Origin of the sequence: Geoalkalibacter subterraneus, from assembly GCF_000827125.1 — a bacterium.
GTDB classification, from domain to species: Bacteria; Desulfobacterota; Desulfuromonadia; order Desulfuromonadales; family Geoalkalibacteraceae; genus Geoalkalibacter_A; species Geoalkalibacter_A subterraneus.
The window spans coordinates 2,108,880-2,128,372 of record NZ_CP010311.1 but is presented as its reverse complement, the minus strand read 5'-3'; the positions used below and the strand labels follow the sequence as shown (position 1 = coordinate 2,128,372).

At 55.6% G+C, this 19,493-nt stretch carries 20 protein-coding genes and 5 pseudogenes; 17 read left to right on the top strand and 8 right to left on the bottom strand.

Annotated features, from left to right (window positions below):
* The first annotated feature begins 141 nt into the window (after nt 1-141).
* Nucleotides 142-1,311 (top strand): Fic family protein, encoded by a 1,170-nt coding sequence (locus GSUB_RS09830; RefSeq protein WP_040200551.1) that lies wholly within the window; start codon nt 142-144, stop codon nt 1,309-1,311.
* Nucleotides 1,312-1,678: 367 nt separating this feature from the next.
* Here GSUB_RS09830 and GSUB_RS09825 read toward each other — a convergent pair whose 3' ends face one another.
* Nucleotides 1,679-3,055 (bottom strand): IS4 family transposase, encoded by a 1,377-nt coding sequence (locus GSUB_RS09825; RefSeq protein ID WP_040200550.1) that lies wholly within the window; start codon nt 3,053-3,055, stop codon nt 1,679-1,681.
* A 119-nt stretch (nt 3,056-3,174) separates the two neighbouring features.
* The gene (locus GSUB_RS09820) at nt 3,175-3,972 is read right to left on the bottom strand and encodes a site-specific integrase (protein ID WP_052464846.1); all 798 of its coding nucleotides are present in this window, start codon (nt 3,970-3,972) and stop codon (nt 3,175-3,177) included.
* Nucleotides 3,973-4,039: 67 nt separating this feature from the next.
* Between GSUB_RS09820 and tnpA the strand changes: the two genes are divergently transcribed.
* A complete protein-coding gene (tnpA, locus tag GSUB_RS09815) occupies nt 4,040-4,243 on the top strand; it encodes an IS66 family insertion sequence element accessory protein TnpA (protein WP_040200549.1) in 204 nt (67 codons plus the stop codon).
* Between the two features lie 56 nt (nt 4,244-4,299).
* Here the strand turns inward: tnpA and GSUB_RS09810 are convergent, their stop codons facing one another.
* Genes GSUB_RS09810 through istA form a run of 3 tightly spaced genes read right to left on the bottom strand, consistent with a single transcriptional unit; the run spans nt 4,300 to nt 6,783 of the window.
* Nucleotides 4,300-4,545 carry a hypothetical protein gene (locus GSUB_RS09810; protein WP_040199854.1) on the bottom strand — a complete coding sequence of 82 codons (246 nt, stop codon included), beginning with the start codon at nt 4,543-4,545 and terminating at the stop codon, nt 4,300-4,302.
* Nucleotides 4,546-4,556: 11 nt separating this feature from the next.
* Nucleotides 4,557-5,342 carry an IS21-like element helper ATPase IstB gene (gene istB, locus GSUB_RS09805; protein ID WP_040199855.1) on the bottom strand — a complete coding sequence of 262 codons (786 nt, stop codon included), beginning with the start codon at nt 5,340-5,342 and terminating at the stop codon, nt 4,557-4,559.
* Complete coding sequence (gene istA, locus GSUB_RS09800) at nt 5,332-6,783, bottom strand: IS21 family transposase (RefSeq protein ID WP_084211813.1); 1,452 nt, start codon at nt 6,781-6,783, stop codon at nt 5,332-5,334. The genes istB and istA overlap by 11 nt, the downstream gene beginning before the upstream one ends.
* Nucleotides 6,784-7,074: 291 nt before the next feature.
* Between istA and tnpB the strand changes: the two genes are divergently transcribed.
* The 3 genes from tnpB to tnpC are packed head-to-tail and all read left to right on the top strand — an operon-like array spanning nt 7,075 to nt 9,036.
* Entirely contained in the window at nt 7,075-7,407 is a 333-nt protein-coding gene (gene tnpB, locus GSUB_RS09795) for an IS66 family insertion sequence element accessory protein TnpB (protein ID WP_040200548.1), read from the top strand.
* 47 nt (nt 7,408-7,454) lie between these two features.
* Complete coding sequence (locus GSUB_RS09790; protein ID WP_158414071.1) at nt 7,455-8,207, top strand: IS66 family transposase; 753 nt, start codon at nt 7,455-7,457, stop codon at nt 8,205-8,207.
* Between the two features lie 7 nt (nt 8,208-8,214).
* Nucleotides 8,215-9,036: an IS66 family transposase gene (gene tnpC, locus GSUB_RS09785; RefSeq protein WP_144401996.1), complete on the top strand. Its 822-nt coding sequence runs from the start codon at nt 8,215-8,217 to the stop codon at nt 9,034-9,036.
* Between the two features lie 6 nt (nt 9,037-9,042).
* Here the strand turns inward: tnpC and GSUB_RS09780 are convergent.
* A pseudogene (locus tag GSUB_RS09780) lies at nt 9,043-9,491 on the bottom strand (recombinase family protein).
* A gap of 124 nt (nt 9,492-9,615) precedes the next feature.
* Between GSUB_RS09780 and GSUB_RS09775 the strand changes: the two are divergent.
* Complete coding sequence (locus GSUB_RS09775) at nt 9,616-9,966, top strand: type II toxin-antitoxin system RelE/ParE family toxin (protein ID WP_040200545.1); 351 nt, start codon at nt 9,616-9,618, stop codon at nt 9,964-9,966.
* Nucleotides 9,953-10,252, top strand: coding sequence for an XRE family transcriptional regulator (locus tag GSUB_RS09770; protein WP_040200544.1), 300 nt, complete (start codon nt 9,953-9,955; stop codon nt 10,250-10,252). The genes GSUB_RS09775 and GSUB_RS09770 overlap by 14 nt, the downstream gene beginning before the upstream one ends.
* 234 nt (nt 10,253-10,486) lie before the next feature.
* Here the strand turns inward: GSUB_RS09770 and GSUB_RS20195 are convergent.
* Nucleotides 10,487-10,618: pseudogene (locus GSUB_RS20195) on the bottom strand (transposase); the annotation flags it as partial.
* A 145-nt stretch (nt 10,619-10,763) separates the two neighbouring features.
* On the opposite strand from GSUB_RS20195, the gene GSUB_RS09765 reads away from it, so the two are divergent.
* From GSUB_RS09765 to GSUB_RS09745, 5 genes are all read left to right on the top strand, one after another.
* Nucleotides 10,764-11,468 carry a LytTR family transcriptional regulator DNA-binding domain-containing protein gene (locus GSUB_RS09765; protein ID WP_040200543.1) on the top strand — a complete coding sequence of 235 codons (705 nt, stop codon included), beginning with the start codon at nt 10,764-10,766 and terminating at the stop codon, nt 11,466-11,468.
* A 132-nt stretch (nt 11,469-11,600) separates the two neighbouring features.
* On the top strand, nt 11,601-13,532 hold the full coding sequence (gene cooS, locus GSUB_RS09760) for an anaerobic carbon-monoxide dehydrogenase catalytic subunit (protein ID WP_040200542.1): 1,932 nt from the start codon (nt 11,601-11,603) through the stop codon (nt 13,530-13,532).
* A gap of 25 nt (nt 13,533-13,557) precedes the next feature.
* Nucleotides 13,558-14,409: an ATP-binding protein gene (locus GSUB_RS09755; protein ID WP_040200541.1), complete on the top strand. Its 852-nt coding sequence runs from the start codon at nt 13,558-13,560 to the stop codon at nt 14,407-14,409.
* A gap of 15 nt (nt 14,410-14,424) precedes the next feature.
* On the top strand, nt 14,425-15,024 hold the full coding sequence (locus tag GSUB_RS09750) for a 4Fe-4S dicluster domain-containing protein (RefSeq protein WP_040200539.1): 600 nt from the start codon (nt 14,425-14,427) through the stop codon (nt 15,022-15,024).
* On the top strand, nt 15,021-16,250 hold the full coding sequence (locus GSUB_RS09745) for an NAD(P)/FAD-dependent oxidoreductase (protein WP_040200537.1): 1,230 nt from the start codon (nt 15,021-15,023) through the stop codon (nt 16,248-16,250). Before GSUB_RS09750 ends, GSUB_RS09745 begins: the two co-directional genes overlap by 4 nt.
* Before the next feature lie 103 nt (nt 16,251-16,353).
* Here the strand turns inward: GSUB_RS09745 and GSUB_RS19085 are convergent.
* A pseudogene (locus GSUB_RS19085) lies at nt 16,354-16,758 on the bottom strand (transposase); the annotation flags it as partial.
* A gap of 297 nt (nt 16,759-17,055) precedes the next feature.
* On the opposite strand from GSUB_RS19085, the pseudogene GSUB_RS20105 reads away from it, so the two are divergent.
* The 5 genes and pseudogenes from GSUB_RS20105 to GSUB_RS19750 all read left to right on the top strand — a co-directional run.
* Nucleotides 17,056-17,139: pseudogene (locus GSUB_RS20105) on the top strand (class II glutamine amidotransferase); the annotation flags it as partial.
* 13 nt (nt 17,140-17,152) lie between these two features.
* The gene (locus tag GSUB_RS09735; RefSeq protein ID WP_040200534.1) at nt 17,153-17,806 is read left to right on the top strand and encodes a flavodoxin family protein; all 654 of its coding nucleotides are present in this window, start codon (nt 17,153-17,155) and stop codon (nt 17,804-17,806) included.
* Nucleotides 17,807-17,969: 163 nt separating this feature from the next.
* The gene (locus GSUB_RS09730; RefSeq protein ID WP_235269941.1) at nt 17,970-18,437 is read left to right on the top strand and encodes an ATP-binding domain-containing protein; all 468 of its coding nucleotides are present in this window, start codon (nt 17,970-17,972) and stop codon (nt 18,435-18,437) included.
* Nucleotides 18,434-18,655: pseudogene (locus GSUB_RS20100) on the top strand (CHC2 zinc finger domain-containing protein); the annotation flags it as partial. The gene GSUB_RS09730 and the pseudogene GSUB_RS20100, both read left to right, overlap by 4 nt.
* Nucleotides 18,645-18,851, top strand: a complete 207-nt coding sequence (locus GSUB_RS19750) for a hypothetical protein (RefSeq protein ID WP_040200532.1) — start codon at nt 18,645-18,647, stop codon at nt 18,849-18,851. The pseudogene GSUB_RS20100 and the gene GSUB_RS19750, both read left to right, overlap by 11 nt.
* Nucleotides 18,852-19,493 lie beyond the last annotated feature (642 nt).

The window sequence follows — 19,493 nt, the reverse complement described above, 5'->3', positions numbered from 1 at the left end:
GCAGCGTCGAACGCTCGTCTGAGGAAATCGAAACGGCCAATCGGGAATTTCGCTTGATTTTTGCTTCCCGACCCCTTATTTTAGGATATGCTATTAAGGTAAAATAAAGGCGAATCTTATTTTAGGTTCGAGGCAGGCAGGATGAAGCGAGAACTCCAAGGCAAATACGTGACCATATCGACGGTGGGTGAGAAGGCCCAGGCCTTCGTGCCCGCGCCGCTGCCGCCGCGTCCGCCCATCGACTGGACCCCGGAGCTGCGCAGCAAGTTTGACCAGGCGCTGCTGGCGCTCGGGCGGCTGGACAGCGTCTCAACCTTGCTGCCGGACACCTCGCTGTTCCTCTACATGTACGTCCGTAAGGAAGCGGTGCTCTCCTCCATGATCGAGGGAACCCAGTCGTCGCTGTCGGATCTGCTGCTGTTCGAGCTGGATCAGGAACCGGGTGTACCACTGGATGATGTGCGAGAGGTCAGCAACTATGTCGCCGCCCTCGATCACGGCCTGCGTCTGTTGGGGGAAGGGCTGCCGCTGTCGCTGCGCTTGTTCCGCGAGATCCATGGCGTTCTGCTGACTAAGGGCCGGGGCAGCAATCAGACACCAGGGGAATTTCGGCGCAGCCAGAACTGGATCGGAGGCACCCGGCCCGGCAATGCGGCCTTCGTTCCGCCTCCGGCCGAAGAGGTGCTGGAGTGCATGAGCAAGCTGGAGTTCTTCCTCCATGACCAGCCGGAACCGACTCCGGTGCTGCTCAAGGCGGCGCTGGCCCATGTGCAGTTCGAGACGATCCACCCATTTCTGGACGGTAACGGCCGTCTCGGTCGTCTGCTGATTGCGCTGCTTTTGTGCGAGCAGAAGGTGCTGCGGGAGCCGATGCTCTACCTCAGCCTCTATTTCAAAACACATCGCCAGTACTACTACGAGCTGCTCAACAACGTGCGTATGACAGGTGACTGGGAAGCCTGGCTCGACTTCTTCTCCGAGGCGGTGATCGTCACCGCCACCCAGGCGGTGGAAACGGCGCAGCAACTTCTCGACCTTTCGAACCAGGACCGCGACAAGATCAGCGGTCTCGGCCGGGCGGCTGCATCCACGCTGCAGATTCACCGGGCGCTGATGGAGCATCCCATCGCCACCTCGGGCTCGTTGGTGGAGAAGACCGGCATCACCCCGGCCACGGTCAACAAGGCACTCGGCCACCTGGAACAGCTCGGCATCGTTAAGGAGCTGACTGCCCGGAAGCGTAACCGCCTGTTCAGTTATGCGGGCTATATCGAGATCATGAGTCGCGGTACGGAACTGCCGGGTAGGTAGGCCAGGTCGATTCCGGTTTTCGGAATCGAATCAGATTCGTTGGGAGGTTGTTCTTGGTATTCGCTCGCGTTGCAAACCCAGCATCCTCGTCCGGAGCTTGGAAATCGGGGGAGAAAAGTTACTTCCTCGGCGGGAACTTGGGGCGTGACTCGGCTTCCTATATTAAGCCCTTTGTTTTCAATGTGTTACAGGGTTGATTGGGGTCGGAGACTGAGTTGTGGTCGAGAGCTGTTTGCTCCACCAGTTTTTTTTCTTTAAAATCAGTCGCTTGTGTTTCGATAAGGACTGACTTTCATCGGGCTTTCATCAGAAACTCAACTTTCGCACCGCTCCAAGCGGCGTAATAGTTTGATATCACATTGATCTTTTAAAAAATACAGGCTGGAAGTAGCATCGGCCTTCGCAATAAGCTCGGCATTTGCGCCCAAAATGCGTCCAGGGCCTGCGCGATTGGTGCCGCGATTTTATCGCCGAACCCCTTAATCAACTGCCGCAACGAGGTCAACAACAAGGTGACGGCTTCGGCAAAACTGGTTTGCCGCAACTCATCGCACCCGGCATGGAACAGGCTGCCCAGCGTTCTTGGGTCTTTTGCCGAACGCCTGGCCAATTCCAGCATGATATAACGGGCAAACACAATCGTTGTATGGGCAACCAACGCATCGTAGCTACGGCTCTGGAACTCTTTGGCCAAGCGCAAATAGCTCTTTGAGATCTTGAAGAACACCTCGATGTCCCAGCGGCGTTTATAGAGTTTGACAATCTCTTCGTCGGTGAGCTCCAGATCGGTGGACAAAAGCGCCAGCCACTTCTTCTTGGCGCCACGAGCCCGAACGAAAACTATCTTGGCCATAACGGTCTCATTGTTGCTGTTCGTCCCCAGCTCAACCTCGACCGATGCCAGGATTTTCGCCCGGCCGCGACGTTTGAAAACGCTCTTGTACAGTTCATCCAAGGTCAGGTCGAAACCGTTATAGCCATATTTGGTCTTCGCCGATTTGAGCATGCAGATGACCTGTTGCTTCAGTTCAAGAAGGCCGATGATCGTCGAAGGAAAAGCGAACCAGCTATCAAACAGCAGGTAATCGGCACTGATGCCGCTATCGCGGGCCTGTTTCACAAGATCCATGAGGACATCGGGAGCCTTGCGCAGGCTTTCAGCGCGGCGTTTAAACCCGTTAGTTCGTTTGTCGATCTCAGCCGCTTCCGCCAGTCGATTTTTCTTTTGGGCGGAGCTGAGCAGGCTGAATGAAACCGGCAAGAAACTTGAACCGTCCGACCAGCCCAGGGTCAGCAGTCGGAAACCGCGGTAGTAGCGATGATCATTATGGTCATGGACACGCGCCAGCAGTTCAACATTTTTGCTCCGATTGCGGTTGTAGAGCGAGTCGTCAACAATGAAGACCTTGGGTGTGTCTGTCGATGTCAGCGGCAGAATCTTCTTGTTGAGGACAATTGCACAGAGCAAATGCAGGAACTTGCGCCAGTTGGCATTGACCGAATTGAGAAAGCGGTAAACGGTGTCCTTGCCAATCTCACGTCCGGAGTCATCCGCCTGGAGGTAGCGGAAGAGATTCTTGCCGGTGAATACCAGGCTGAAGATCATCCGCATCACCACAACGGGAGCGATCCCGTACTGTTTGGCCACGTTGCTTTGCTTCAGTAGTAGTGCGATGCGCTGATTGTCAAAGAACGAATTAATTTGATTCTGGCATGAAACGGTTTCTGCTACAATCTGATCCAAAGCATCATCTCCTTGTGTGTGACAGGTTGTTTGGCGATAACCTATTTTACAACAAGAGATGATGCTTTTCCTCTATAATTTCAGTCTTTTATAAATTTTTACTCACTGCGAAAGTTGAGTCAGAAAGATATCTCCACTGAATTGGCTTTAGCCAGCAGTGGAGATTTTCTTTTGGGCGAAAGCAGGAAATCCTCTCCCATATAGGCCAGAATATCCTCCCGGTCATGTTCAAGGCCCTCGACGTATTTTCCATAGACCTCGTAGACCATTTTTTTGGTCCCGTGCCCCATCAGGCTGACCAGACGATTTGGGTCCATACCCAAAGTCAGCGACCATGCTGCAAAGGTGTGGCGCAGGCAATAGAGGTGCCGATATTCCACTTCCGCTGCCTTTAGCGCTTTTGTCCATGCATTTTTGCGGAGTGATTCACCGTTGAAGTATTTCCCTCGCTTCGATGGAAAGAGAAATTCACTCTCTGTTTTCATCGTCGCACTATCAAGGCGTTTGCCAAGCTCCTTGGTGATGGGAATTCGCCGTTTGCGGTAGCCGTTTTTAAGCTGGTTTTTCTCTATCTTCCTGACCACTGATGTTCTGATATACAGGTATCCGCCCTTAATATCAGTCTTGCGCAGGCCTGCCATTTCCGACGAAGATAACCCCGTCATGATCATGACTTCTACTGCCGTACGGTAAAAAGGATCCAGCTTTTCCAGAACCCGCTTCCAATCCGAATAGAGAAAAATCTCTCGTTCATTGTGTGTGGGGCTTGGAAGGTGCCTCCCGATACTTCGAAAAGGATCAGCCAGGTTCCAATGATATTCACTGCAGGCATCGTCCCAGATTGTCCGCAGCGGGATCATGATGTTATTAATTCGTTCTTTGACAATCAGCGCATCGTAACCGTCAAATCCGCCCATCTTGCCGCTCGCTCAACCGCCCGCTACGCTGGCCTCCTCAACCGATTTTTAACGAGGAGGTCCTTTCATGTCGCCCTTATCACAACAGTGGACGGAAAAACTGGCCGACTGGCGCCGCAGCGGCCTGAGCATGGCCGCCTGGTGTCGCCAGAACGACGAGGGATATTACCGTTTTCTCTACTGGCGCAAACGTTTGCAGCCCGAACAGCCGGAGGTGATCAACGTCAACTATTTTTCCGGGTCAGCGACAATTAAAATTCCCGTTTCTTGAGAGCTGTTGACGACGGTGGCTGTTGGGACTTTTTGCCGCCGCCGCTTGCGGCTCTGCTAGATGTTTTGCTGCTGAAGCTCTCTGGCCTTTTTCTGGCTGTACCCGATGTCCGCTCTGGATACGTCATACAGGTAGACCGGGTGGTCGAAGCCCGACTTGATGAGCAACCCACCGTTACAGTCGGTGATCGCAGTGACGCAACCACTGCCGCAACGCAGAAACCGTGTCGTGTTCTCAGGTGTGAACTCCACCTCAAGCGTCTCCAGGCGGCCTTTCTGGGGGTTGTAGGCTAAGCATTTCATGGGGTTTGCTCCTAAAGGGTCTCTTGGTGTGGCTCAGTCAGGGCCTGCGCCTTTTGTGATTGCTCCAAACGGTAGCTGGGCATATTGAGCTCCAGAATCACGCTGTGGTGAACGAGTCGGTCAATGGCCGCCGCTGTGGTCATGGGATCCTTGAAGATCTGCTCCCATTTTGAGAAGGGCAGATTGCTGGTGAGCATGATGCTGCTACGCTCATAGCGATCCGCCAGCAGGGTGAAGAGGACCTCCATCTCCTCGCGGCTTTGCTGCACGTACCCGATGTCGTCGATGATCAGCGCCTCGTATTTTGCGTAGCGCTTGAGCACGCGGGCCAGCGTCAGATCCCTCTTGGCGATCAGAAGCTCCTGCACCAGCAGGTTACAGGGCATAAAGCGTATCTGCCGGCCCTGATAAATGAGCTCCTGGGCCACCGCGCACAGCAGATGGGTCTTGCCGCTGCCGGGATTGCCGAAGGCCAGGACGTTTTCCTTATGATCGAGAAACGTCGCCTTGAGCAGCTGGGTCAGCTGTGTATCGACCTTACGAGGCAATCGCTTGCGGTCAAACGCCTTGAGGTTTTTCTCCAGCGGCAGTTTCGAGTCCTTGAGCAGGCGCGCGGTCCTGGCGTTACGGCGCTCTTCGCGCTCGCGCTCGGCCAGCTCCAGCAGGTAGCTCTCGTACTCCCAGTTGTCCCGGCGCGCTGCGATTGCGCTCTCCTGATAGCAGCGCCGGATGGTGGGCAGGTGCAGTTCGGTCAGGTGGCGGTGCAGGCGGGCTGCTTTCTCCTTCTCAGATTGCATGGGCCAGCTCCTGCTGCCCGGACAATAGGCGATCGTAGCTGAGAAGGTCGACTGCGGCGACTCCGATCTCGGTCACAGGCGAGGCAATCTGCTGTGCGTGCACCAACTCCTCCACGGCCTGTGCCGTGACGGGTTGATGCCCGCACAGCTCGTCCAGGGCCGCAGCAACCGCCACTTCGCTCTCTTTGGCCGCCAGCGCCAGTATCTTGAGGTACTCGCGAGCGGCCACTTGCTGGGTGTGGCGCTCTTTGAGCTCGTCATAGGCGAGCCGGAAACAGCTGCCGGGAAACATCTCCTCGCGGTAGCGGTAATTCTCGAAGGCTCCAGGCTTTCGCTGCAGCTGATCGATGACGTGGCGGTAGTTGATAAGATGCCGGCACCTGCCGCGCAGGCGAGGCATCGAGTCCACGCGCTTCTGAGCGTAGAAAAGATCGAGATGGTCGGCAAAAAGCTCAACTTGTAGGCTCTCGCCGATCAGGCGGCTTTCGACGGAATAGGTGTTGTTGCTGACCCGGATGGTGCTTGCGCGACTGACCGTGACCTCAAGGCGCGTACAGCTCTCCAGCCGCCTTTGTGGCAGGTGGCGCAGTATGCGTTGCTCCTCCAGAAAACGCTCGCGGCGACCGCGGTTGAGCTTGGTGAAGAGCTCGCGCAAAAAGCGCCGGTACTCCTCGATGCTCTCGAAGTCGAAGCTGCCGCGCAGAAGGAGGGCCTGGCGAACCGCCCTCTTCAAACGGTAGTTGCTCTGCTCCACGTCGCCGTTCTCGTTGGGGCTGGCGGCCTGCGTCTTGCGACCACTCAGGTTGTAATGCCTGAGCAGAGCCTGATAGCGTTGGGTGAATTCTTCCTGGTGCAGGGCGTTGTGCACGGCCGCCGTCAGCCGGTCCGTCTGATGAGCCTGTGGCACGCCGCCGAGTTCCCACAACGCCGCCTGCAGCCCCTCGCTGAGGCTTTCGAAGCTCTCCGAGTAGCAGATGCTGCCGGTTTCCCAGTTGGAGTAGGTGAGCACGAAGTGATAGATGAGGTGGTCGAAGGGCTGTTTGGCGATGGTGATGCCGAGCTTGCCCATGTGCGTGTAATCGGACTGGGCCAGCTCGCCGGGGCGGTGCAGCTGAGGGAAGAACGTTTCCTTGGAGGGACCTTCCAGGGCCCGCCACCGCTTCACGCGACGCTGCAGGGTGCGCAGCTGGCCGTCTGAGAAGACGCCGGGAAAGCGGCGCTGGAGATCCTCGAAGAGGGTCTTGGCCTCCAGCCCCGGATTATCGGCAAGCTTCTCACGAATGTCCTCCCAATGGGCCTCAAAGGGGTCCGTTCTGGTTCGCCAGGTGTGCTCAACCTTGAGCTCGCTGGGTAGGTTGCCCGCCTTCACGTACTTGCGGGCGGTCTTTTCATCCATGCCGGCCTTGGCAGCGGCAACGCAGCCTGTGGTTTGCGTTTTCATCAGCTTGAATAACCTCCTTACTTGTTGATCGGTGACCATCCGCCATCCTTTCTTTAAAGATGGGCGGAAGCTTACAATCCCCTAAAAATTTCGGGAATTATAATTGTCGCCGGACGGGAGATTTAATTGTCGCTGATCACGGAGGTCTCTGGAAAGTTTGTCCAACTTCCAATCGGGCGTGATCGCTCGCCTTTGTGCTTGGAGTGCAACGGGATTTATCTCCACGTGGGTCATGGGTTCGACCCCGGCCTGCTGCGAGAAGTCCTGGCGGTACTCAAAAAGGGGTAGCCGATGCGTCCCTCCGGCTGCCAGCCCATTCACCTCTGCGACCAGCCCGTCGATATGCGCAAGAGCTTCGAGGGGCTAAGCGCGCTTGTCGAGGCGGCCTTTCCCGGCAAGCTACTGACCGGTTCGCTTTTTCTGTTTCTCAACCGCCGTCGCAACCTGATCAAGATCCTATATTGGGAGGGCGACGGCTTTGCCATCTGGTACAAGCGTCTGGAACAGGGCAGCTTCCCGGACTGTTTCGGTGGCCGCGATGTGCTCACTCGCCAGCAGTTCGTTCTGCTGCTCGAGGGGGTGACGCCAAAGCGGCTGAGCAGGCGATTTTCCTTGCCGAAATGAGGCGTTACCTCTTCCCTTTAATGCCGATTTGTGTTAGTATTTTCGCCATGTTGAATGAGGATGACACCAAGGCGGACACGTCGTGCGTCCACGATCTTCTGCGGCAAAAAGATGCCGACATCGCGGCTCTGCAGGCGCAGGTTGCGCTGCTAAGCGAGCAGCTCGCCTGGATGCAGAAACAGCTCTTCGGCCGCCGAAGCGAGCGCATCGTGGGCAACCCGGACAGCCAGACCCTGCCGCTGGATTTTGGCGACCAGATCGCGGCGTCGCTGCCCCAGGAAAAAACGCAGGAGATCCACTATACGCGGCGAAAGCCGGCTAGAAATCGTGGCGCCGATACGCTGAGCTACCCCGATGACCTTCCGGTCAAACGGGTCGAGCTCGATGTGGCGGCGCATGAGAAAACCTGTCCGCAAACCGGCGAGCCCCTGGTGTGCATCGGAGAAGAGATCTCGCGCAAGCTGGCGCGCACGGCCGAGCAGTTCTACATCATCGAGTATGTGCGGCCCAAATATGCCTCGCGCAACCATCCCGATCTGGGTGTGCGCACGGCCTCTTTGCCCGAGGCGGTCATCGAGCGCTGTGCGGCTGACGAGAGTCTGCTCGCCTATGTTCTGAATGCCAAATTCGCCGACCACCTGCCGCTGAACCGTCTGGTGGAAATCCTGGGGCGCTCGCAGATTCACATCAGCCGCCAGACCCTCTCCAAGTGGGTTCTGACGCTTGGCGAGGGGCTTTCCCCGCTCTATGAGGCTATGAAGTCCCGGATTCTGCAAAGCGGCGTCGTTTTTTGCCGATGAAAGCCCGATTCGCCTGCAGGAAAAAGGCAAGGGGCGCTGCAAGCAGGCTTATATGTGGGTCTATGCCGGCGGTGGAGGCGGTGATCCGCCTTACCGCTTCTTCGAGTTTCACCGCAATCGCAACCATGCGCATCCCGAGAAGACTCTCAAAGAGTTCAAGGGACTGCTGCATTCGGATAAGTACGGCGCCTATGAAAAGCTCGCCCAGCGCGAGGGAATCGACTGGTGTCCGTGTATGGCGCACGTGCGCCGCAAGTTCGTCGAGGCCGAAAGCGGCGATCCCGAGTTGCGCGGCCTCATTCTACGCAAGATCCGCTATCTGTTTCTGCTTGAGCGCGTGGCCTGGGCGCGCACTCCCAAGCAGCGGCTGCGCATCCGGCGCGAGCTCGAAAAGCCGATTTTAGATGAGCTGACGCAGATTATCAAAGAACGGGTGCTGGCCGGTGGAATCTTGCCCAAGTCCAAATTCCACCAGGCGCTGAACTACTATCTGAGCCTTGCCCCGCATTTTGAAAATTATCTGAATCATCCCGATGCCCGGCTGGACAACAACGTCGCCGAGCGCGCCATCCGCCCCCTGACCATCGGGCGCAAAAACTGGTTGTTCGTTGGCAGCGAAAACGGCGGCCGGGCCAGTGCGGTTCTGCTCTCCCTGGTGCAGACCTGCCGAAATCTGGGCATCGATCCGCAAACCTACCTTGAAGATGTTTTGCGCCGCATTATGGGGCATCCCGCCCGGCGCATCCATGAACTGCTACCGGATCGATGGTTGGCAGCCAAGCAGAAGAATGCCGCGATACACTCGCCTGATCAAGATGGTGTCAGTTGACGTTTACTAATGTTCGGCAATTAATGTTTTGCTGCACCCCGGCGCTTCGAAGTCCCTGACCAACTCCGCGATCTCCTGCTTGGTCAATTTCGGCTTGGCGCCAAACTTCACTCCGCGGGCGATGGCCTTGAGGCGCCCCTCCATGGATCGTTCTTTGATCAGCTCCCGCTCGAACTCACCGATCGCGGCAAGGATATTAAACTGAAGCCGGCCATACATAGTTGTCGTGTCGACCCCTGGTCCAGGACGACTAGGTCGACATTCTTTGCTTCGAGTTTCTGGACAATTCCGGCCAGGTCGACTACTGATCTTGCCAAGCGGTCGAGCTTGGTGACCACGAAAACATCCTCATCCCGGACAAAATCGAGAGCCTTTTGCAGTTCTGGTCGGCCCTTCGCTGAAGCGGCCGATGCCTTCTCATGGTAGATGCGGTCGCAGTCGGCCAGCCGGTCCATTTGAAGATCCAGTTTTTGCCCTGATGAACTCACCCGTGCGTACCCAACTCTCATTCCCATGACTTCCTCCTTTCTCGTTGTTTTTTCTTGCCATTCGTATCAATTTTGATACAATTAGGCTGTCATGGAAACTCCAAAACCACTACAAGTGAAATTTTTTCGGCAGGACAGTGGTAGAGAACCCGTCCGCGAGTGGTTAAAGGATTTGCCACAGGAGGAACGGAAGATCATCGGTGAGGACATCAAGACTGTCCAGTGGGGCTGGCCCCTCGGCATGCCTTTGGTGCGACCTTTAGGAGAGGGGCTTTTCGAGGTGCGCTCCAGGCTGGCAAACCGTATCGCTCGCGTTCTTTTTTGCACCCATGGCCCTCAGATCATCCTCCTTCACGGCTTCATAAAGAAGACCCAGCAAACTCCGGATGACGACATGAAACTGGCACGCAAAAGAAAGGCTGAAATCGATGGCAACTCATAAAAATATCGGTAGCGATTTTGATAGCTTCCTTACTGAGGAAGGCATCCTGGGCGAGGTCGAGGCAACCGCAGCTAAGAGGATTTTGGCCTACCAGATCCACCAGGAGATGGAGAATCAACGTCTGACCAAGACCGAAATGGCAGCCAAAATGCACACCTCCCGGGCGGCGGTCAACCGACTTCTTGACCCGCAGAACACTGCCGTTACGCTCAAAACTTTGGAACAAGCAACCGCTGCTCTTGGAAAGCGGCTGCGCATAATTATTGAAGATCCTGTAAAGACTTGAGTGGCACCATCAGCAACGCCCTTGGTATTTTCCAGGATATTCTCTAAACGATCCCGGAAACCGGGCAGGTTACTGTAGGCCAGGGTATTTAATAATTGGGCAATCCCCATGCTTTTCATAGATCATATATTGCTGACATAACTTATCGGATAGAATTGACAACTACCTTTACACCTGTCGCCCGTGTTCTTGACTGGTTACTTATCATGGGATAAATAGATGTGGTTCCCAAAATTCAACGGGATTCTCGCCGTACTGGTGAATCCATTTGTAAAGCGTGTTTTGGGGGGGGGATTGCCAGATCTCTGGCCACATCGGTTACGGAGTGATCAATGCCAGTTACAAATGTACCGTCTCGATCTTAATTTCACGGGTATAACGCTTTCCCTTCTAAACCATACCAGTCCTCCTTGTGCTGTTTTAGCAGCTTTTCGGACTGTCCACAATTTCGAGGGAAGGTCACAATGGCAACTTCTCAATTGAGTGGCCTGTTCCCTCTCAGGATCAATTCATGAGCAGTCGCAGCCTTATCAGTATGATCGAAAGCCTTGAACCGGGGGTCGTGATTCTCAACAGTGACCATTCGATCTCGCATATCAACCGCATGTTTTTCCTGATGTTTGGGGGAATACCTGTCGAACGGCTCTTTCAGACGGACATCCTCGGCTTTCACCACGAAAAGGATCGCGCAAAGGTCGGCGACATGCTGCGCCTGGCAGGGGAATCGAAACGCCAGATTCCGCTGTCGCTGAAAATGATTCGTCATGACGGCCTGGATCGCTATTTGCTGATTAAACTGACCCCTCTGGTAAACCGCGACATGGTCGAGGACCAACTCTGCGCCACCTTCTACGACATCACCCAGCTTATCTTGTCGAAACGTAAACTCTTTCGGGTGCCAGTCACCTCAAATGGGGATCTCCGCCTGCTCAAGCCGGAGGAGATCATCTACATCAAGGCAGATAACATCTATGCTCAGATCTACGCCGAATCAGGTGAGTATCACTGCGGCATGGCCATTGGCTCTATCGCCAAACGTCTGCCGGACGATAGTTTCTTCCGGACTCACCGCAGCTATCTGATCAATATTTCCAAAGTAATTAAAGTAAACCGGGAGCGACTAGAGTGCACCGTGAACGTCAAGGGGAGAGATCTCTGCCTGCCAATCAGTCGCAACAAACTTCAGGAATTCCTGGTCGAAATCGGCATCAAATAACTTTCACTCACATTTGCCCTCCCTTTACATACCCCTGAGGCATTTCACAAGTTCCTGCTTTTCCACGTGTATCTATGTTCAGTATACTTTTTGTCAAGATCAGTTACTAATAGATTAAGGGAGGATTCTACTATGTCTACGTGCGACGCAGGATGCGGAAAACATGATCACCGGAGCGCAGATCCGGTGGCGGTGGAGATGTTGGCGATTGCTGACAGAGAGCAGTACGACAACCAGTGGAGTCGCTATGAGAAACAGCAGCCACAGTGCAGTTACGGCCAGCTTGGCACCTGCTGCAAGATTTGTTCGATGGGACCATGCCGGATCGATCCGTTCGGAGAGGGCCCTACTCAGGGTGTCTGCGGTGCAACCGCCGATACCATCGTGGCGCGCAACTTGGCGCGTATGGCCGCGGCCGGTTCCTCCTCCCATTCTGATCACGGCCGCAAGGCCGCTCTGCTGCTGAAAGCCGTGGCAACAGGTGCCAACACCAATTATCAGCTGACCGATACGGACAAGCTGGTGGCTGTCGCCACCCGGATCGGCATCCCCACCGAGGGGCGAGGGTTCCCGGAGATTGCCAATGACCTGGCCGATGCCGCCATCAACTGTTTTGGCAAACAGGACGATGAACCGATCATCTTTCTGAAAAAGTTCATGCCGAAAAAGCGCTATCAGCATCTGAAGAACCTGGAAAAGACCCTTTTGGAAAGCACTGGCTCCGTGATCGGTCTGCTGCCGCGCGGCATTGACCGCGAGGCGGTCGATATCCTCCATCGTACCCACTTCGGGTGTGATGCCGACCCGCTCTCCCTGATCGCCCAGAGCATTCGCTGTTCCCTCGCTGACGGCTGGGGTGGTTCGATGATCGCCACCTCGGTGCAGGACATCCTGCTCGGCACGCCGACCATCAAAACGATAAAAGCCAATCTGGGCGTGCTTGAGATCGACAGCGTCAATGTCGTTATTCATGGCCATGAGCCGATTCTTTCGGCAAAAATAGTCGAAATGGCCCAGAAACCGGAAATCCATCAGGCTGCGGTTGTCGCTGGCGCGACGCGGGTGAATATCGTCGGTCTCTGTTGCACCGGTAACGAGGTGCTGCTGCGCCAAGGGGTCGGCATGGCTGGCAACGAGGCGCACAGCGAACTGGCGATCATGACCGGGGCTGTGGACGCCATGGTGGTGGACGTACAGTGCATCTATCCGGCCCTGGCCGATTTGGCCTCCTGCTTTCATACCCGCTTCATCACCACCAGTGACCAGGCCAAGATCCCCGGCGCAGTCCACATCCAGTTCCATGAGGATCAGGCCGACGCCATCTCACTGAAAATACTCAATGAGGCGATCGCCGCCTTCCCGCGGCGCAACAAAAACCGCATCAATATCCCCGAACATACTGCAACCGCCATGGTTGGATTTACGGTGGAAGAAATTCTCAAGGCGTTGGGGGGTACGCCCAAGTCGCTGATCGATCTGATCCTGAACGGCACGATCAAAGGGGTAGCCGGAATTGTCGGGTGCAACAACGTCAAGGTGCAGCAGGATTTATTTCACCGCCAGTTGACCGCCGAACTGATCAAACGCGATATCCTGGTGATCGGCACCGGCTGCTGGGCAATCGGAGCGGCCAAGGCCGGATTGATGGATCTCTCGGCCCAGGAGTTGGCCGGTGACGGCCTCAAGGCCGTCTGCAAGCAGCTCGGCATCCCGCCGGTACTGCATATGGGATCGTGCGTGGACTGTTCGCGGATGCTGGTGTTGGCCGGAGCGATTGCTGACCATCTCGACCTGGACATCTCCCAATTGCCGCTGGTCGGCTCGGCACCGGAATGGACCACTGAAAAAGCGGTCGCCATCGGTTCCTACTTTGTGGGCAGCGGAATCCCGGTACACCTCTGGCCACTGCCGCCGATCCTCGGTAGTCCAGCTGTCACCAGTATTCTCACTGAGGGTGCCAAGGATTTACTGGGGGGCTACTTCTTTGTTGAGGAAGATCCGCTCGTTGCCGCCGACAAGATGGAAGCGATCATCATGGAACGCCGCGCGGCGCTGTCGATTTAACATTAACTGTTAAGGTGAAGTCTCTATGTGTCAAGGTAACGGATTTCGCGTCGTGATCACCGGCAAGGGGGGGGTTGGGAAAACCACCCTGACTTCCTGTCTTGCCACGCAACTGGCACGCAATGGAGTCATGGTGCTGGCGGTGGATGAAGACCCGCAGATGAACCTCCCTCATGCGCTTGGCCTGGGTATTGAGGCTGCGGGCAAAATTGTTCCGCTTAATCTGAACCATGGCTATATCGAGGAGAAGACCGGCATCCGCCCCGGTGCTAGCGGTTGGGGTGCGATGTTTAAACTGAATCCGGACGTCAACGACGTGGTGAAACGCTTCGGAGTTAACGTTTCCAACAACCTCAACCTGCTGGTGATGGGGACTGTCAAGCAGGCTGGTGGCGGCTGCCTCTGCGCCGAAAACGTACTGCTTGATTCCACCATCCGCCATCTGGCGCTACGTGACAACGAGGCGATTCTGCTCGACACCCAGGCCGGAGTAGAGCATTTTGGCCGGGCGCTGGCCAAAGGCTTTAATCACTGTCTGGTCGTCTCCGACGACACTTTCAACGCTTTAACCGTGGCCGAACATTCCGCCAAGCTTGCGCGGGAGTCCGGCATTGCCCATGTTTCCTTGGTCATCAACCGTGGCAACCAGGGGACCGCAGAAAAGATGGCCCGCTTCGACGATTACATTGGTACCGGTCTGGCGCAAAACTTCAATTCCGTATTCCTGCTGCCATTCGAGCCACGGCTTGAAACACTCGAACCAGCGGTCACTAGGATCATGGATATGAAGGATAGCGACTACGGGGCTGCTGTCGCGGCCCTTGCCTCCCGCCTTGGGTCGCACACCTGCGAATGCGCAGAAAATCATTCACACTGACATGGGAGGAACACCATGAAAAAAGTGTTTGTCGATTACAAGAAATGTATGGCCTGCAAGGCGTGTGAAACGGTCTGCGCCATTGAACATCACCCGAGCCACAACCTTTTCGGAATGCTGGGTGACACCAAAACGCAGATCAATGTGCGGGTGCTCGGTGTCGAGCACGAAGCCTTCCCGCTCTCCTGCCGCCACTGTTCACCTGCCGACTGTCTTGACGCCTGTCCCTCGGGCGCCATTACCCGTGACGAGACGAGCGGCGCGGTACTGTTGAACCCAGATATGTGTAAAGCCTGTGCAATGTGCGCCATGGTTTGCCCCTTTGACGCTATCGCCTTCAAGGAGACCCATCGCGCCAAATACGGCAGGGATGTGGCCTACAAATGCGACCTCTGTAATGACCGGATCAAGCAAGGAGGGCAACCGGCTTGTGTCGAAGCCTGCCATTCCGGCGCCTTGATCTACGGCGATTTAGAAGATATCAGAGGCGGCAGGGCACGCAGCGGGCTGAAACAATATCTATTAGGGAAAGACGACCGGATGCCTCCGCTGCTGGAGCTTTTTCGAGAACTGCGCCGCAAGGAGTGTCAACGTCGTAGTGGAGAGGAACGATGAAGGTCGTTACTGTCGGCACCGGGATGGCTGCGGCTGAATTTGTCCAACGCTTGCGGCTGGAGGGGTTCGAAGGCCCGATCACCATGGTCGGAGATGAGAATTACCCCCCCTATTCACCCTGTGTGATCCCATTTTTCCTGGCCGGTGAACCGCTCGATACGGTTTACTGGAAGGGGAGTGACTTCTATGAAAGATATGGGGTCACCAGCCGCTTGGGGAGTCCGGTGGTGTCGGTCGACCCGGAACGACGCTTGATCACCACCGCGTCTGGAAAGAGCGAAAGTTACGACCGCCTCTTCTATGCAACCGGCGCCAAAAGCTGGTATCCCAACCCTGAGTGGCTGGATACCAGCGGAGTCTTCGGCTTCAAGACCCTGACCGACATGGTGGCAATTGATCGTTATGTTCTTGAACATAATGTCACCAGAGCCGTGGTGTTCGGCGGTGGTTTCATCGGTGTGGATGCGGCCCTGGCCCTCTGGCACCGTGGTCTTGAGATCACCCTAGTGCATCGCAATACCCGCGTACTCTCCCAGATGACCGATGAGGATGGCGGCCACTTTGCCACCGACAAACTACGGGAGAAGACCGGGATAAACATCCGCCTTAAAGCCACGGTTGACGGCATCACAGCCGACCACGGGCAGTTGACCGGAGTCAGCTTCTCTGACGGCGGCAGCATGGAGACCACACTGTTGATAATCGCCATCGGCGTCTCTCCAAATTCAGAGGCAATGACCGGACAAGACAAAGGGGTGACCGTTTCCCCGCAGATGCTGGCGGACCCGACCATCTACTGCGCTGGCGATGTAGCGATCACCCCGCACTTGGTCACCGGTAAAGACGGAATTTACGCCACCTATCCCAACGCCATGGCTCAGGCACGCACCGCCGCCCGCCATCTGGTCCAGGGTGACGGTGAATATGCCGGTTCGATCAACACCAATGTGTTGAAAAAACATATCGACTTCCCGATTGTTTCAGCTGGCAGCTTCAGCGGCGAGCCGGTCACTTGGCAACAGGGGGACATCTGGCGCCGGGTATACATGGTGGAAGGGAAGATAAGCGGATACTTGATCATCGGCGACACCCGCATGTCAGGCTACATCTTCCAACTATATCGTTCGCAAAAGCGCGTGGATATGAGTATCAAGACGATTATCTCCTCACCGAAGCATGACGGGTACTATCGTGAGATGTTGAGAGCGAACATGATAAATTCCTGAGACTGTAGATTGAATTGACCCAGTCTTAGTGCTTATATTTTGTTTTTAACTCAACTTTCGCACCGCCCCAAGCGGCGTAATAGTTTGATATCACATTGATCTTTTAAAAAATACAGGCTGGAAGTAGCATCGGCCTTCGCAATAAGCTCGGCATTTGCGCCCAAAATGCGTCCAAGGCCTGCGCGATTGGTGCCGCGATTTTATCGCCGAACCCCTTAATCAACTGCCGCAACGAGGTCAACAACAAGGTGACGGCTTCGGCAAAACTGGTTTGCCGCAACTCATCGCACCCGGCATGGAACAGGCTGCCCAGCGTTCTTGGGTCTTTTGCCGAACGCCTGGCCAATTCCAGCATGATATAACGGGCAAACACAATCGTTGTATGGGCAACCAACGCATCGTAGCTACGGCTCTGGAACTCTTTGGCCAAGCGCAAATAGCTCTTTGAGATCTTGAAGAACACCTCGATGTCCCAGCGGCGTTTATAGAGTTTGACAATCTCTTCGGCAATGGAGAATTACATCGAAAAGTGTCCCGCAGCCATGAGCGTAACTGGCTGCATCCGGATAGAACATTCTCTTGAGTTTGATTCGGAGTAAATCAACAGTGCTTTCTTATCTGCGTTTTCAGGTGTATGGGACTGGGCCAGTGATTGCGCTGGAATAGAAAAAACGGTCCAGTTTACAGCGGAGTTGGTGCCGGATTTTCTCCGGCATCAGAAAGCTCATCTTTTCTCAAGTACTGGTGTTAAAGCCTGCTATCCATGGTTTTACGCCAGTCTGCAATCCGAATTACGGAGCCAGCCATGTGCCAGTTGCTTGGCATGAATTGCAATATCCCCACCGACATCTGTTTCTCTTTCAGCGGTTTTGCAAACGGTAAATTCACAGGAGGATTTGAGCATGAAGGTCATAGCATTCAACGGAAGTCCCAGAAAAAAGTGGAACACAGCGACCCTGCTTGGAAAAGCCTTGGAAGGTGCATCTTCGAAGGGCGCTGAAACCGAGCTCATCCATCTGTATGATCTGAACTATAAAGGATGCATAAGTTGTTTCTCATGCAAGATGATGAACGGGAAAAGCTATGGCAGATGCGCGGTAAAGGATGACCTGACACCCATCTTAAAGAAGGTTCTGGATGCTCAGTCACTTATCTTCGGGTCACCGATCTATTTGGGAACATCAACAGCTCAGATGAGAGCGTTTTTGGAACGCCTGGTTTTTCCATTTCTGACCTATACGGACCCAACTGAGTCGCTCTTTCCCAGAAAAATCAAGACCGGTTCTATCTACACCCTGGGTGCAACCGAGGAGATGGCTGAAGAACTGGGGTTTGACCATCACATCAGCACCACTGAGATGATCCTGAAAATGATATTTGGAGTTTCAGAGACACTGTGTAGTTATGATACCTACCAGTTCGAAGACTACTCAAAGGTTTATGCTCCACGGTTTGACCCTGAGAAAAAAGCCCAGAGACGGAAGGAAGTGTTTCCCCTCGACTGTGCGAAGGCCTTCGAAATGGGGGCTCGACTGGTTGGGAATGACGAGAGATAGAAAGCGTGGTTTCCTCATCCCGAACAACCTTCGATGACCACCGTTTCCCGGGCAATCCAGTAACCGAGAAGCCTTTGCCCTGACCTGTCGGGACAAGACTGAGATATTCGCGCCCCTTATCGGCCAGGTGCCTGAGCCGGATTCAGGCGGCACAGTGTTTTTCATGGGCCGCCGCGCCCCGTTTCTCAAGCACGACAAGGTCATCCAGACCCGGAACAACTACGACCTGAACGTGATGAACGGGGCCATCGGCTATGTGGTCGATGTCCTCGCGAACGCCACCCTGGTCATCGACTTCGACGGCATGCCGGTAGAGCTGGAGAAGAGTTCGCCCGACCTGCAGGATCTGCAGCTCGCCTATGCGCTCACCATTCACAAAACCCAGGGCTCCGAGTTCCCCTGCGCCGTGGTGGTGGTCCACAAGGCGCATTCCTTCATGCACCACCGCAATCTGCTCTACACCGGGGTGAACCGCGCCCGGCGCACCGCCATTGTCCTGGGTGACCATTGGGGCATCCAGAACTGCGCCAAGCGTTGCCAGGTGGATGACCGCCGGACCTTTTTGCCCCTGTTTCTGGACGCAGCCCAGCACGCGGATGCCGATTTCGCCCGTGTCGCGGAGGCCGAATGAGTATGGGCGGAACGGATAACGTCAGGGAGTATTACCGGCTCGTCACCGAGATGGACATCGGTGACGTGGCCCGGGAACTCCTGCCGGGACGGATCACCCAGGAGACCGGCCAGCGCTTGATGTGCGACTGCCCCAACCATCAGAGCCAGTCGCGCCTGTCGCTGCACGTGATGCTCGACAAACAGGGCTGGTACTGCTTCGGCTGCGGTGTCGGCGGGACGGCTGCTCGCGGCGCTGCGCAGGGTCGGCCGGGAATTCAACCTCGAGTTCGAATACAAGAAGCCCGCCCAGCTCGGTCGGCGCATCAGCAACGACCTGGACGTCATCCGGGACGCCGGGTTTGACATCGACCGGCAGCGCAACGCCCACACCAAGAACTTCGAGTGCCGGATCGTCAAGACCGCCAATCTCTGATTCCACGCCATACTGACCCAATCATCCAGGACGCTCTCGGGCGTCCTTTTCTTTTGCGGTGGTGCGGTGAACACCGCTGTCCCTTGCGGTGGATAACCACCGCACGCCAAACCATTGCCAGGCAAGGCTTTCATGGCCTTTGCGGTGGTTGCGGTGGTAAATCCAGAGGTCTCACCCCCTATGGGCTGAAATATTTTTTTGACTCACTGTTTCGGCGGCTCCCACCAGAGAAATTCCAGTCCAGCGTGAGAGACATTCCCCAAATACCACCGCAGCCCGCAATCTATGTCTCCACTGGGCTCAACGTCCACGAGATCGAAGACGCACGCGACTGGCCTGAAGACATGGAGATCGACGGCACGCTGTGTCGCCGTCTGTCGCCTGAATACTTTGCCTGGCTACGTTCCCGCATGGCCACCACCCAAGCCGCGCACAAGGCCGGGAAGCTCCCCGACGATGCCTGGAACAAGCTACGGCAGAGATTCAACGCCATGCAGGAACTGGCCATTCGGGAGTTCGGCAAGGAACGCCTGCAGGATGTCCTGCAGTCGTTTTCCCCGAAGAACTACCAGCCACCTGCGCTTCGTCCCGAGTCCCAGGAGAAACCCGTCGAAGTTCCGAGAAAGGACTGGATTTATCCTG